This window comes from Caballeronia sp. LZ043 (assembly GCF_031451075.1).
GTDB lineage: Bacteria > Pseudomonadota > Gammaproteobacteria > Burkholderiales > Burkholderiaceae > Caballeronia.
In genome coordinates, this window is sequence record NZ_JARUXT010000004.1 from 1407491 (window position 1) to 1420519 (window position 13029).

Genomic DNA, 13029 nt, shown 5'->3' on the forward strand with positions numbered 1-13029 from the left:
GAAGTGGTGATCGGCTTCGGGCATCCGGTGTACACGATCTCGGACCCGCGCAACAAGGTCATCAAGGAAGTCGCGAAGAAGCTCTCGAAGGAAGCGGGCGACACCAAGCTTTTCAGCATCGCCGAGCGCCTTGAAACGGTCATGTGGGACGCGAAGAAGATGTTCCCCAATCTCGACTGGTTCAGCGCCGTGTCGTATCACATGATGGGCGTGCCCACGGCCATGTTTACGCCGCTGTTCGTGATCTCGCGCACGTCGGGATGGAGCGCGCACATCATCGAGCAACGCATCGACAACAAGATCATCCGGCCGAGCGCGAATTACACGGGACCGGAGAATTTGAAGTTCGTGTCGCTAAATAAGCGAAAATAGCGGGCTGCGTGGGTCAGATCCTGCGAGGACAGGGTCACCCCGCGCGGCAGAACCGCCATTCAACCCAATGTTTTTGAAAGGTTTTATCGATGAATAAAATTTTGATCGCTGCAATCGCCGGCACGCTGGCTACGACGAGCCTCTTCGTCAGCGCCGGCGCTTTCGCCGCGACCGCGACCACCACCGAATCGGGCAAGGCCAAGGCCACGGCCAAGACGACCGCCAAGCGTCCCGCCCCCGCACGACGTCTCATCAAGCGCAGCCCGAAGGCCGAAGCCGCCGCGGCAGCGAAAGTCGATCCGATTCCGGACGGCGCAGTGAAATGGTCCTGCAAGGACGGCAATTCTTTCTATCTGAAAGGCGACATGAAGCGTGACACCATCGTCACGGTGAACTGGGCTAAGAAGGACTACCGCCTGCCGCGTCAGGACACGACGACCGGCGCCGACCGTTTCCACGATTCGGCATCGGGCATGGATCTTGTGGTGATCCCGACGAAGGCAATGCTCTTCTCCGACAAGGATTCGTCGCGTCTCGCCGATGAATGCATGACGGCCGAAATGGCCGCCGGCGGCGCCGCACCCACGCAGTCGAACGCGCTGATCAAGCCTGCGCAGTAAGGCGGCTGAGCGCGCATCAACAGGAAAATCTTCGATGTCCGCACCGATCTCCACGGTCCGGCCCGATCCGGACAAGGTACTGGTCGACATGGTCGACTATGTCCTCAACACTCGTATCGACAGCACGCTTGCGCTTGAGACCGCGCGCAACTGCCTGATCGACACGCTCGGTTGCGGACTCGAAGCCCTTTCCTACCCCGCCTGCACCAAGCTGCTGGGACCCATCGTGCCGGGCACGATCGTCCCGCACGGCGCAAAGGTGCCCGGCACGCAGTTCCAGCTCGACCCGGTTCAGGCCGCGTTCAACATCGGCGCGATGATCCGCTGGCTCGACTTCAACGACACCTGGCTGGCCGCCGAATGGGGCCATCCGTCGGACAATCTGGGCGGCATCCTCGCCACCGCCGACTGGCTCTCGCGCAGCGCGATCGCCGCCGGCAAGCCGCCGCTCAGAATGAAAGACGTCCTGATCGCGATGATCAAGGCGCATGAAACCCAGGGCTGCATCGCGCTGGAGAATTCGTTCAACAAGGTCGGTCTCGATCACGTGCTGCTCGTGAAGGTCGCTTCCACCGTCGTGGTCGGCCAGATGATCGGCCTCACGCGCGACGAGCTCATCAATGCCGTCTCGCTCGCTTTCGTCGATGGTCATTCGCTGCGCACCTATCGGCACGCGCCGAACACCGGTTCACGCAAGTCATGGGCGGCCGGCGACGCCACCTCGCGCGCCGTGCGTCTCGCGCTGATCGCGAAGACCGGCGAGATGGGCTATCCGTCGGTGCTGACGGCGAAGACCTGGGGCTTCTATGACGTGCTCTTCAAGGGCAACGCGTTCAGTTTCCAGCGTCCGTACGGCTCGTACGTGATGGAGAACGTCCTTTTCAAGATCTCGTTCCCGGCCGAATTCCACGCGCAGACCGCCGTGGAAGCGGCCATGACGCTGCACGGCATGCTGAAGGATGCCGGCAAGTCGGTGGACGACATCAGCCGCATCACCATTCGCACGCACGAAGCGGCGCTGCGCATCATCGACAAGCAGGGTCCGCTGAACAATCCGGCCGACCGCGATCACTGCATCCAGTACATGATCGCCGTGCCGCTGATCTTCGGCCGTCTCACCGCCGCCGATTACGAAGACACCATCGCGCAGGATCCGCGCATCGACGTCTTGCGCGGCAAGATGACCTGCGTGGAAGACCCGCAGTACACGAAGGACTATCACGACCCGGACAAGCGCTCGATTGCCAATGCGCTCACTGTCGAGTTCAATGACGGCTCGCGGCTGAACGAGATTGCAGTCGAGTATCCGATCGGTCACAAACGCCGCCGCGCGGAAGGCATTCCGCTGCTCGTCGAGAAGTTCAGGACGAACCTGGCGCGCCGCTTTCCGCAGAAGCAACAACAGGCGATCCTCGCGGCATCGCTCGACCAGGCACGGCTCGAAGCCATGCCGGTGCATGAATATGTCGATTTGTACGTGATTTAAGCAGCGCAATTTCCTCGTCCAGCCCAAGGAAAACAACATGGCCCACAATCTCCACAACACGCTCAAGGAATTCGACAGCGGTTCCGGCAAAGCCAAGTTTTACTCGCTGCCGCAACTCGGCGACGCGCTGAAGATCAAGATCCAGCGCCTGCCGGTTTCGATTCGTCTGGTGCTCGAATCGGTGCTGCGCAACTACGACGGCAAGAAGATCTCGGAAGAGCACATCGAGCAACTCGCGAACTGGAAGCCGAACGCTTCGCGCGTCGATGAAATTCCGTTCGTCGTCGCGCGCGTCGTGCTGCAGGATTTCACCGGCGTGCCGCTGCTCGCCGACATCGCCGCCATGCGTGGCGTCGCCCAGCGCGCGGGCAAGGATCCGAAGGCCATCGAGCCGCTCGTGCCGGTGGATCTCGTCGTCGATCACTCGGTGCAGATCGATCACTTCCGCGAACCCAACGCGCTCGACCTGAACATGAAGCTGGAATTCCAGCGCAACAACGAGCGCTACCAGTTCATGAAGTGGGGCATGCAGGCGTTCGATACCTTCAAGGTCGTGCCGCCGGGCATCGGCATCGTGCACCAGGTGAACCTCGAATACCTCGCGCGCGGCGTCCACAAGAAGGGCGAAGGCAAGGACACGGTCTACTACCCGGACACGCTCGTCGGCACCGACTCGCACACGACGATGATCAACGGCATCGGCGTGGTGGGCTGGGGCGTGGGCGGCATCGAGGCGGAAGCGGGCATGCTCGGCCAGCCGGTCTACTTCCTGACGCCGGACGTGGTCGGCGTCGAGCTGAAGGGCAAGCTGCGCGAAGGCTGCACGGCAACGGACCTCGTGCTGACCATCACCGAAATGCTGCGCAAGGAGAAGGTCGTCGGCAAGTTCGTCGAGTTCTTCGGCGAAGGCACGGCGTCGATCGGCGTGCCGGATCGCGCGACCATCGGCAACATGGCGCCCGAGTACGGCGCGACCATGGGCTTCTTCCCGGTCGATGAAAAAACCATCGACTACTTCAAGGGCACGGGCCGCACCGACGCCGAAATCGCCGCGTTCGAGAAGTACTTCAAGGCGCAGAAGCTGTGGGGTGTGCCGAAGGCCGGCGACATCGACTACACCAAGACGCTGACGCTCGATCTGAGCACGGTGGCGCCGTCACTCGCGGGTCCGAAGCGTCCGCAGGACCGCATCGAAATCGGCAACGTGAAGAGCAACTTCGTCGATCTGTTCTCGAAGCCGGTCGGTGAAAACGGCTTCAACAAGAAGGCCGCCGAACTCGACACGCAATACACGACCACCGACGGCGTCGACGTCAAGAACGGCGACGTGCTGATCGCCGCGATTACCTCGTGCACGAACACGTCGAACCCGAGCGTGCTGCTCGCCGCCGGCCTGCTCGCGAAGAAGGCCGTCGAAGCCGGCCTGACGGTGGCGCCGCACATCAAGACGTCGCTGGCGCCGGGATCGCGCATCGTCACCGAATACCTGACGAAGACCGGCCTGCTGACCTATCTCGACCAGCTCGGCTTCACGCTCGCCGCGTATGGCTGCACGACGTGTATCGGCAACGCGGGCGACCTGACGCCGGAACTGAATGACGCCATCGTGAAGAACGATATCGTCGCGGCGGCCGTGCTGTCGGGCAACCGCAACTTCGAGGCGCGCATTCACCCGAACATCCGCGCCAACTTCCTGGCGTCGCCTCCGCTGGTCGTGGCGTATGCCATCGCGGGCAACATCACGCGCGACCTGATGACGGAGCCGGTCGGCAAGGGCAAGGACGGCCGCGACATCTATCTCGGCGACATCTGGCCGACCAGCGACGAAGTCCACGCGCTGCTGAAGTTCGCGCTCGACGCGAAGGCGTTCCGCGAGAACTACTCGCAGCTCACGAAGGACGGCGACCTGTGGAGCAAGATCGCGGGCGAAAGCGGGCAGGTCTATGACTGGCCGAAGTCGACGTACATTGCCGAGCCGCCGTTCTTCGGCAGCGACTTCTCGATGAAGCCGGCCGACTCGATTCCCGCCGTGAAGGGCGCGCGTGCGCTCGGCATCTTCGGCGACTCGGTGACGACCGACCACATCAGCCCGGCGGGTTCGATCAAGGAAACGTCGCCGGCGGGCGTGTGGCTGAAGGCGAACGGCGTGCAGAAGGCCGACTTCAACAGCTACGGCTCGCGCCGCGGCAATCACGACGTGATGATGCGCGGCACCTTCGCGAACGTGCGCATCAAGAACCTGATGATCCCGGCCAAGCCGGACGGCACGCGCGTGGAAGGCGGCCTGACGCTGCATCAGCCGAGCGGCGAACAGTTGTCAATCTACGACGCGGCGATGAAGTACATCGAAGCCGATACGCCGACCATCGTCTTCGCGGGCGAGGAATACGGCACGGGCTCGTCGCGCGACTGGGCCGCGAAGGGCACGCAACTGCTCGGCGTGAAGGCCGTGGTGGCGCGCAGCTTCGAACGGATCCACCGCTCGAACCTGGTGGGCATGGGCGTGCTGCCGCTGCAGTTCAAGGGCTCGGACAGCATCCAGTCGCTGAACATCACGGGCGAGGAAACCTATGACGTCGAAGGGCTCGGCGACGACTTCAAGCCGCAGCAGGAAGTCACGCTGGTGATCCATCGCAAGGACGGCAAGGAAGATCGCGTGCAGGTTCTGCTGCGTATCGACACGCCGATCGAGGTGGACTACTACAAGCACGGCGGCATTCTGCCGTTTGTGCTGCGTTCGCTGCTCGCAGCGTAGACTACGCTTGTTTTGCAGGTGACCGCGCTCGAAAGAGCGCGGGAACATTGGACCCGGCCTCGGCCGGGTTTTTTTTCGCCTTCGTGGCTGCTGTCGCGTTCGCTGCCGTGCTCGCCGTCATGTCTTGATCGCGGCAAGCCTCGCCGGCTGCGCACGACGACCGAACCACGCCCGCATCATGTCGCCGGGACCGCGCGTGCGCACAGGCGCGGAAGTCGAAGCCAGCGAGAACCAGCTCGCCTCCCGGTTGCCGCTGACCCAGATCGTCGTATAAGGCGGCAACTCGACCAAGTCGCCCGCGCCCAGCCAGTGATCGTCCGTCTGGCCTTCGATGGTCAGCCAGATCTGGCCGCGCGTGACACGCAGCGTTTGAGGCCGGTCGATGACCCAGCGCGCAGCCGCTTCGCGCCCGTCCAGTTCGAATGTCCGAATTTCACGCATGATGCCGCTCCTTCTGTTCACGTTTCGGAAGGCCACCTCCGTTCATGCAGTTCGAGCAGGAAGCAACCGTTGATGCCATTATTCGACCGATTCCGAACAGCTTGAATGTACAGTTATGAACAGTTGCAGCGGAACTGTTAAGCTAATTTGGCCGAACAGTTTGAAAACGTTTTGACAATTGAAAAGTGCGTCATCATCCGTCTGGCCAGTCTTGACGGCGGTTTTAGGATGCGTTCGAATGGCGCAATGACACGGCTGAACAGCAAAATCACAACTGTTCACTCAGACTCACTGAACACTTTGGAACACCATGAACGCGCTTCCGCTTCATATCGACGGCGGCACCGGCGTGCCGCTCACCGAGCAGATCGTCAGCCAGATCGAGACGATGATCCGCTCGCGCCGCGTACTGGCCGGCGCCAAGCTGCCGTCCATCCGCCAGCTCGCGGCGGAGCAGCACATCAGCCGCTTTCCGGTGATCGAGGCATATGACCGGCTCGCCTCGCGAGGATTGATCCAGCCGAAGCACGGCTCGGGCTTCTACGTGGCGAATCACGTCGAGGAGCGCGACAGCAGCGCCGGCAACTGCAATCCGCGTCTGGCGGAAGAGGAATCCACCCAGATCCTTCAGCAGTTCAACTACCCCGGCGAGACGCTGAAGCTGTCGAGCGGCTTCATTCCGGAAGCATGGCGCGAGGTGGACGGTCTCACGCAGGCCATCCGGCAGGCCTCGCGCAGCGACGTATCGAGCGTGATCGACTATGCCCTGCCTCACGGCGACACGGGTCTGCGGCAACAGATCGTGATGCGCATCAACGCGCTCGGCATCGACGCGGACCTGCCCAACGTGATGCTCACGAGCGGCGCCAGCCAGGCGCTCGACCTGGTCGTGCGCTACATGCTGAAGCCCGGCGACACCGTGTTCGTCGAGGATCCGGGCTACTACAACCTCTTCGGTCTCTTGAAGCTGCAAGGCGTGCGGCTGGTCGGCGTGCCGCGGCTCGCGAACGGACCGGACATCGACGCCGCCGAGGCGCTCCTCAAGCAGCATCAGCCGAAGCTCTTCTTCGTCAACACGGTCTTCCAGAACCCGACCGCGACCAACATCGCACCGCAGGTGGCGTTCAAGCTGCTGCAACTGGCGACCCAGCATGGCTTCTCAATCGTCGAGGACGACATCTACGCCGACTTCCAGGCCGTGCCGACGCAACGGCTCGCCTCGCTCGACCAGCTCGATCGCGTGATCTATGTGGGCGGCCTGTCGAAGACGCTGTCGTCGTCGCTGCGTATCGGCTATCTCGCGGCGAATCGCGAACTGGTGAAGAATCTCGTCGACGTCAAGGTGCTGACGAGCCTCGGCGGCTCGCGCTTTGCGGAAAGCGTCGCGGCCAGCCTGCTCGAACGCGGCACCTATCGCAAGTATCTGGAGCGCCTGAGGAAGCGCGTGCGCGATTCGCTGTCGAGCGCGGTGCAGACGCTCGAAAGCCATGGCTGGGATGTGTTCGATGAACCAAGCGGCGGCAATTTCGTCTGGGCGAAAGTGCCGGGCATCGAGGATTCGACGGTTCTCGTGAAAGCCGCCCTCGAGTTCGGGGTGACGCTTGCGCCCGGCAGCTACTATCGGCCGAACGGCGAAGTGAGTCCGTGGGTACGCATCAATTCGGCCTATGCCGGCGATCGCCGCGCGGGACACTTCTTCGCGGCGATGACGGAGCAGGCCATCGCCGGGAACTAGGCTGTCATTTGTCCCGCTCGGCGAAGAAGCGTTCGAGCGCATCGGTGGCGTCGCGATCCTTCGCGAGCCGCGCGTAAAGTCCGGCGGCGCCTTCATACACGCGATGCTCGGCGAACTCCTCGCCGATGAACTGCGCAATCTCTTCCATCTCCGCCACCCAGCGATACGCCTTCGGCGGCATGCGCGGCACATTGCGCGAAAGCCATGCGGCGAGCGCGGGCTGGCTCTCGGTCAGTTCGGCGAAGAGCGCGTCGCCGGCGCCGTTGCGCATCGCGGCCAGCGACATCGCCGAACCGATTGCCGTCAGTCCCTTCGTGATGCCCGCGTACGACATCTTGAGCGCCGATGCCGCACCGATCGGACCATCGAGCACGTGTATGACGAGGCCCGCTTCGCCAAGCGGCTGCGCGTCCGGCGCATGCGGGCCGGACAGGTAGAACTTCGGCGCGGCAGGCAGACCGATGATCGCGCCATCGACGAACGGCGTGCCCGACGGATCGAGCACCTGAGCCACCGTCCGGACCGTGTCGGGATTGATCGCGTTGCAATCGACGTAGACGGATTTGCGCGAGGCGCGTTCGAGCGCCGGTGCGAGACGCCGCGCAGTCTCCACGGCCACCGCCGGCGGCACGACCGACAGGATGAAGTCGCACGTGGCGAGTTCGTCCAGGCTGGCGTCGCGCATGCCGGCTTCCTGTGCCCGCTTCGCACTCGCGGCGCTGCGGCCTTCGAGCGACGTGAAGACCTGCGCGCCGCCCTGCGTCAGCGCATGTCCCACCGCGGATCCCATATTGCCCGCGCCGAGCAGCGCGACAGTCGGTTTCTTCGCATCAGTCACTTGCATGCTCCATGTGTCGGGGTCGAACCACAGCATACCCTCGCCGCTTTGGGACCGCTCGCGCTACCTGGTCTCATCGTGATCGTGAGGCGCCTGACCGCGCAGTGCGCCGAGCCGCAGCAGCATGTCCCGGCCTTTCGGTGTCAGCGAGGGCAGCGCGTGACCGCTCGGCAGACGCGTCATCTCGATCAACGCCTCCTGACGCAGACGTACCGTATGAAAGCCGGCCGCCTCGACCAGATGAGGTGAGCGCTGGATCAGCAGCAGCGTGGATAGTTCGTGAGGGCTCAGCATGCGATTCTCCAGGAACAGGACGGGCAGATCACGCGTGTCCCGATGTCATCCTAGAGAGTGAAGCTGGCAATTCGGCTACGCATATTTTTCCGTGCGTTACGTGGTTACACTTCTGAAACCAACTCGTATTGCATGGACCTTGCGATGCCGCTTACAACGCACGAGCCATAAAAAAAGCGGCCTCGACGAGGCCGCTTTCATGCAGCACATTCGCTGCAATTTAACGATTCAACGATGTTCCGTGACGAACTTCGTGACGAGATACGCTTCCATCGCTTCGCTGCCGCCTTCCGAACCGTAGCCGGAATCCTTCACGCCGCCGAACGGCGTCTCGGGCATGCCGAGGCCATGATGGTTGATCGACACCATGCCGCTTTCGATATCGTCGGCGAACGCAGCGGACGTGGCCGCCGAGCTCGTATAGCCATAGGCAGCAAGACCGTAAGGCAGGCGGTTCGCCTCGGCGATCACTTCGTCATACGAGCTGAACGAAGCGATCGGCGCGATCGGGCCGAACGGCTCTTCGGTCATGATGCGGGCGCTCATCGGTACGTCGGTGAGCACGGTCGGCGCGAAGAAGTAACCTTCACGGCCGACGCGCTCGCCGCCCGTCAGCACCTTCGCGCCGTGTTCGCGCGCATCGGCGACCAGCCGCTCCATGGCCTCCAGACGACGGCCATTGGCAAGCGGGCCCATCTGCACGCCGTCTTCCAGACCGTTGCCGACCTTCACGGCGCTGGCCGTGGCGACGAAGTGATGCACGAACTCTTCATAGACGGCTTCTTCGACGAGAAATCGCGTCGGCGAGATGCACACCTGCCCCGCGTTGCGGAACTTTGCGCCGGCCAGCATCTTCGCGGCACGCGGAATGTCGGCGTCCTTGAACACGATGGCCGGCGCATGACCGCCGAGTTCCATCGTCACGCGCTTCATGTGCTCGCCCGCCATCGATGCGAGCAGCTTGCCCACCGGCGTGGAGCCGGTGAACGAGATCTTGCGGATGACCGGATGCGCGATCAGGTACTTCGAGACATCGGCGGGCACGCCGAACACGAGGTTGACGACGCCGGCGGGCACGCCTGCATCGGCATAGGCTTGAACGAGCGCTGCGCAGCTCGCGGGGGTTTCCTCCGGGCCTTTCAGCACGACCGAGCAGCCTGCCGCGAGCGCCGCCGATACCTTGCGCACTGCCTGATTGATCGGGAAGTTCCACGGCGTGAACGCGGCCACCGGACCGACCGGCTCGCGCGTGACGATCTGACGCACCGCATCCGCGCGCGACGGGATCACGCGGCCATAGGTGCGGCGCCCTTCCTCGGCGAACCATTCGATGATGTCGGCGGCCGAAAGCGTCTCGATGCGCGCTTCGCCCAGGGGTTTGCCCTGTTCCATCGTCATGATCGCGGCGATGTCGGCCGCGCGTTCACGAATGATCTGCGCGGCGCGGCGCATGATCTTGCTGCGCTCGTAAGGCGAAACCTTGCGCCATTCCTTGAAGCCGCGCGCGGCTGCGTCCGCCGCGAGCGCCAGTTCTGACTCTCCGGCCAGCGCCAGGCGGCCAATCTCGGCTTCGCTTGCCGGATTGATCACGGCCGTGTCGCGCGAGCCGTTGCGCCACGCGCCATCGATATACAGCTGGACGTTCGGATAAGCAGGAAGGTCGGAACGAGTGTTGCTCATGCATGTCTCCTTGAGAGTGGAGCGGCGCAACGCAAAGTTGCCCAGGATCAAAAACGCAGGCGGCCATCTTATCGCGAACGCGTAAAATCTGCCGATGAACCCCGCCCCACTGATAGTTGCAGAGCGAATCACATGACTTCACGGTGAACCGTATGTTCGACCAATGCCTTTATTTCAACACGACCGCGCTGGCCCGCTCGCTCGAACGCGAGTGGGCAAAAGCATTCAAGCCCTTCGGACTCACGCCGTCGCAGGCTTTCATGCTGCGCGCCGTCGTCGATCATCCCGGTCTGTTGCAAAGCAATCTCGCCGATGCCCTTGCTATCTCGCGCCCCACGGCCACACGCACGCTCGACGGACTACAGCAGCTCGGACTCGTCGAGCGCTGGTCCACTGAAAGCGACGGCCGCGAATCCGCGATCCATCCCACCGATGCCGCGCATGCCGTGATGAAGCGCATCGGCACGGCGAGCGCCGAAGTGACGCGCCGCATCAAGCGCAAGCTCGGCACATCGCAGTTCGACGACACGGTGACGAGCGTCCGTCATCTGCGTGCATCGCTGGAATGAGCCGTTGAAAAAAATGCCCGCCGGATGGCTCCAGCGGGCATTCATGGGGCATTCGAAGCACAAGCCGCTTACATCGGCGGCACGACACCATCCTTCTCGACCACGATACGCTGCGCCGCGAAGTCCGAGCCCGCCGGGCTCGCCACGACGAACACCTTCTTGCCCGGCTTGAGGTCGTCATGCGTTGCAGGCGAGAAGGTCACGACCGGCACGTTCTCCGGCACCGTCACCGAGTTCGAACCGCCCTTGTACGAGAGCTTCAGGTCGCGGCCGCTCGTGCCCTGCACCACCTGGTCGACGTTCGCGTTGGTCATCGAACTCTTCGGGCCGAGATCCCAGTCATAGTGACCTTCGCCGGTGCCGCGCGCCGCTTCCGGGAACACCAGCACTTCGGTGGCGGTGAGCTTGCCGTCCGTGCCGGTCATCGCCGCCGTGCCGACGAACGAACCCGGCTTGATGTCCTGCAGCTTGATGTTCTTCAGCGCGGTGACGGGCGTGTCCGACTTCACCGCGATCTTCACGGTGTCGCCGCTCTTGCGATGCACAGTCAGCGTATCGCCCGACAGCGACACGATATCGCCGCGAATGCGCGTGGGTTTGGCGGCGGGCGCCTGGGCAAAGGCGGCGGAAGCGAGTGCGAGCGTCACGATGCTGACGCCGAGTTTCATGCGGATCGACATGCAATCTCCTTGGGTTAATCGAAGCTGAAGCGTTGAGCGGAACACGGCGATCAGGACCCGCCGAACCAGTTGTAGCCCTGGTTCTCCCAATAGCCGCCGGGGTAATCGTTGGTCACGGTGATCGCGACAATATGCTTCGGATTCTTGTAGCCGAGCTTGGTCGGCATGCGCAGCTTCATCGGAAAACCATACTTGGGCGGCAGGATCTGCCCGTCATAGGTCAGCGTCAGCAGCGTCTGCGCATGCAGCGCAGTGGGCATGTCGATGCTCGTCGAATAGTTGTCGGCGCAATGGAAGGCCACGTACTTCGCGCTGGTATCCGCACCGGCGCGAGCGAGGACGTTCGCGAAGCGCACGCCGCCCCACTTGCCGATCGCGCTCCAGCCCTCGATGCAGATATGCCGCGTCACCTGGCTTTCCTGCGGCAGCGCGTGCAGTTCGTCGAGCGTCCAGACGCGCTTGCCCTTCACCCTGCCGCCGATCTCGAGCTTGTACGCGGCCGGATCGACTTCGGGCACTTCGTCGATGTCATAGAACGCGTTGAACGGAAACGGCCGCGTGATCATCGACTCGGGATACGTGGGCGCGAGCGCGTTCGGATCGAACAGCAGCGCCTGCACGTCGTCGTTGAAGGACGAGATGCGCCGCAGCATGGCGTTGACGGACTTGTCGTCGGTGATGTTGCAACCGGAGAGCATCGCCAGGCCGCCGAGCGAAAGAATGCGCTTGCCGAACAGACGGCGCGCGGGCGCCTTCAGTTCCTTCGCCGCGTCCTTGATGATGAGGTCGGCGTCGGGTCTCGATTTGAACAGTTTCAGCGACATGGATCAGCGGCCTCGAATCATCAGCACGAGCGAGCGCGGCACGAGCGCGACCATCGCGACGTGCACCACGAAGAACGCCACCAGGAAGCTCATGCCAAAGAAATGCACGATGCGGGCGTTGTCATAGCCGCCCATCAACGCACGCAACAACGGGAACTGCACGGACTTCCACACCGCCAGCCCCGACAGAATCACGATCACGATGTCCACGATGACCGCGAGATAAGCGAACTTCTGCACGGCGTTGTAATGCGTGAGGTCGTCATGGCCGAGCTTGCCGCGTACGGCGGCCAGCGCGTCCGTGAAGATGCTCCTGATCGACAGCGGGAACATGCGGCGGCGCAGGCGGCCCGTGAAGAGGTTCATCGCGAGATAGACGATGAAGTTCGCGACCAGCAGCCACATCGCCGCGAAATGCCATTGCAGCGCACCGCCGAGCCAGCCGCCCAGCGTGATGGCCGGAGCAAAGGTGAGCGACTTGAAGATCGGCGAGGCGTTGTAGATCTGCCAGCCGCTCGTCACCATGATCAAGACGGCGAAGGCGTTGAGCCAGTGCGTGATGCGCAGCCAGAGCGGTTGTACTTGCACGGGTTTCCTCGCGAATGGCGAAACAATGTGCAGGCATGTTAGCCACGCCGCGCTGAATGATCGATGACCCTTCAATGACTTTTTTGTCATTCTTGGCGGTCAGCGGACGGGCTCTGGCTAGAATGTCGTCAATTCATCCGAACCCGA

At 63.0% G+C, this 13029-nt stretch carries 13 protein-coding genes; 6 read left to right on the forward strand and 7 right to left on the reverse strand.

Annotated elements, in window-relative coordinates; genetic code table 11:
* The 4 genes from QCE64_RS33920 to acnA all read left to right on the forward strand — a co-directional run.
* Positions 1–372: citrate/2-methylcitrate synthase (locus tag QCE64_RS33920; RefSeq protein ID WP_310008494.1), on the forward strand; the 372-nt coding region annotated here is incomplete at its 5' end.
* An 89-nt stretch (positions 373–461) separates the two neighbouring features.
* A complete protein-coding gene (locus QCE64_RS33925; RefSeq protein WP_309927281.1) occupies positions 462–992 on the forward strand; it encodes a hypothetical protein in 531 nt (176 codons plus the stop codon).
* A 34-nt stretch (positions 993–1026) separates the two neighbouring features.
* Positions 1027–2478: a bifunctional 2-methylcitrate dehydratase/aconitate hydratase gene (locus tag QCE64_RS33930; RefSeq protein WP_310008496.1), complete on the forward strand. Its 1452-nt coding sequence runs from the start codon at positions 1027–1029 to the stop codon at positions 2476–2478.
* Between the two features lie 37 nt (positions 2479–2515).
* Entirely contained in the window at positions 2516–5233 is a 2718-nt protein-coding gene (gene acnA / locus QCE64_RS33935) for an aconitate hydratase AcnA (RefSeq protein WP_310008499.1), read from the forward strand.
* A gap of 117 nt (positions 5234–5350) precedes the next feature.
* On the opposite strand, the gene QCE64_RS33940 is transcribed toward acnA, so the two are convergent.
* Entirely contained in the window at positions 5351–5674 is a 324-nt protein-coding gene (locus QCE64_RS33940) for a DUF2917 domain-containing protein (protein ID WP_310008501.1), read from the reverse strand.
* Positions 5675–5984: 310 nt separating this feature from the next.
* Here QCE64_RS33940 and QCE64_RS33945 point away from each other — a divergent pair, with 310 nt between their 5' ends.
* Positions 5985–7409 (forward strand): PLP-dependent aminotransferase family protein, encoded by a 1425-nt coding sequence (locus QCE64_RS33945; RefSeq protein ID WP_310008502.1) that lies wholly within the window; start codon positions 5985–5987, stop codon positions 7407–7409.
* A 4-nt stretch (positions 7410–7413) separates the two neighbouring features.
* Here the strand turns inward: QCE64_RS33945 and QCE64_RS33950 are convergent, their stop codons facing one another.
* The 3 genes from QCE64_RS33950 to QCE64_RS33960 all read right to left on the reverse strand — a co-directional run bounded on the left by QCE64_RS33950 (position 7414) and on the right by QCE64_RS33960 (position 10221).
* Complete coding sequence (locus tag QCE64_RS33950) at positions 7414–8253, reverse strand: DUF1932 domain-containing protein (RefSeq protein WP_310008504.1); 840 nt, start codon at positions 8251–8253, stop codon at positions 7414–7416.
* Positions 8254–8310: 57 nt separating this feature from the next.
* Entirely contained in the window at positions 8311–8541 is a 231-nt protein-coding gene (locus QCE64_RS33955) for a hypothetical protein (protein WP_309927295.1), read from the reverse strand.
* A gap of 228 nt (positions 8542–8769) precedes the next feature.
* Complete coding sequence (locus QCE64_RS33960) at positions 8770–10221, reverse strand: NAD-dependent succinate-semialdehyde dehydrogenase (RefSeq protein ID WP_309927298.1); 1452 nt, start codon at positions 10219–10221, stop codon at positions 8770–8772.
* A gap of 152 nt (positions 10222–10373) precedes the next feature.
* On the opposite strand from QCE64_RS33960, the gene QCE64_RS33965 reads away from it, so the two are divergent.
* Entirely contained in the window at positions 10374–10790 is a 417-nt protein-coding gene (locus QCE64_RS33965) for a MarR family transcriptional regulator (protein ID WP_309927300.1), read from the forward strand.
* Between the two features lie 68 nt (positions 10791–10858).
* Here QCE64_RS33965 and QCE64_RS33970 read toward each other — a convergent pair whose 3' ends face one another.
* The 3 genes from QCE64_RS33970 to QCE64_RS33980 are packed head-to-tail and all read right to left on the reverse strand — an operon-like array spanning position 10859 to position 12882.
* Positions 10859–11470, reverse strand: coding sequence for a hypothetical protein (locus QCE64_RS33970; protein WP_309927302.1), 612 nt, complete (start codon positions 11468–11470; stop codon positions 10859–10861).
* Positions 11471–11520: 50 nt separating this feature from the next.
* The gene (locus QCE64_RS33975; RefSeq protein ID WP_309818804.1) at positions 11521–12294 is read right to left on the reverse strand and encodes a molybdopterin-dependent oxidoreductase; all 774 of its coding nucleotides are present in this window, start codon (positions 12292–12294) and stop codon (positions 11521–11523) included.
* 3 nt (positions 12295–12297) lie between these two features.
* Positions 12298–12882, reverse strand: a complete 585-nt coding sequence (locus QCE64_RS33980; RefSeq protein WP_309927304.1) for a cytochrome b/b6 domain-containing protein — start codon at positions 12880–12882, stop codon at positions 12298–12300.
* Between the last annotated feature and the right edge of the window lie 147 nt (positions 12883–13029).

What these genes read in the sequence shown, in the direction of transcription:
- QCE64_RS33925 (WP_309927281.1), top strand. Translation starts at nt 462, where the DNA reads ATGAATAAAATTTTGATCGCTGCAATCGCCGGCACGCTGGCTACGACG.
- QCE64_RS33930 (WP_310008496.1), top strand. Translation starts at nt 1,027, where the DNA reads ATGTCCGCACCGATCTCCACGGTCCGGCCCGATCCGGACAAGGTACTG.
- acnA (WP_310008499.1), top strand. Translation starts at nt 2,516, where the DNA reads ATGGCCCACAATCTCCACAACACGCTCAAGGAATTCGACAGCGGTTCC.
- QCE64_RS33940 (WP_310008501.1), bottom strand. Translation starts at nt 5,674, where the DNA reads ATGCGTGAAATTCGGACATTCGAACTGGACGGGCGCGAAGCGGCTGCG.
- QCE64_RS33945 (WP_310008502.1), top strand. Translation starts at nt 5,985, where the DNA reads ATGAACGCGCTTCCGCTTCATATCGACGGCGGCACCGGCGTGCCGCTC.
- QCE64_RS33950 (WP_310008504.1), bottom strand. Translation starts at nt 8,253, where the DNA reads ATGCAAGTGACTGATGCGAAGAAACCGACTGTCGCGCTGCTCGGCGCG.
- QCE64_RS33955 (WP_309927295.1), bottom strand. Translation starts at nt 8,541, where the DNA reads ATGCTGAGCCCTCACGAACTATCCACGCTGCTGCTGATCCAGCGCTCA.
- QCE64_RS33960 (WP_309927298.1), bottom strand. Translation starts at nt 10,221, where the DNA reads ATGAGCAACACTCGTTCCGACCTTCCTGCTTATCCGAACGTCCAGCTG.
- QCE64_RS33965 (WP_309927300.1), top strand. Translation starts at nt 10,374, where the DNA reads ATGTTCGACCAATGCCTTTATTTCAACACGACCGCGCTGGCCCGCTCG.
- QCE64_RS33970 (WP_309927302.1), bottom strand. Translation starts at nt 11,470, where the DNA reads ATGTCGATCCGCATGAAACTCGGCGTCAGCATCGTGACGCTCGCACTC.
- QCE64_RS33975 (WP_309818804.1), bottom strand. Translation starts at nt 12,294, where the DNA reads ATGTCGCTGAAACTGTTCAAATCGAGACCCGACGCCGACCTCATCATC.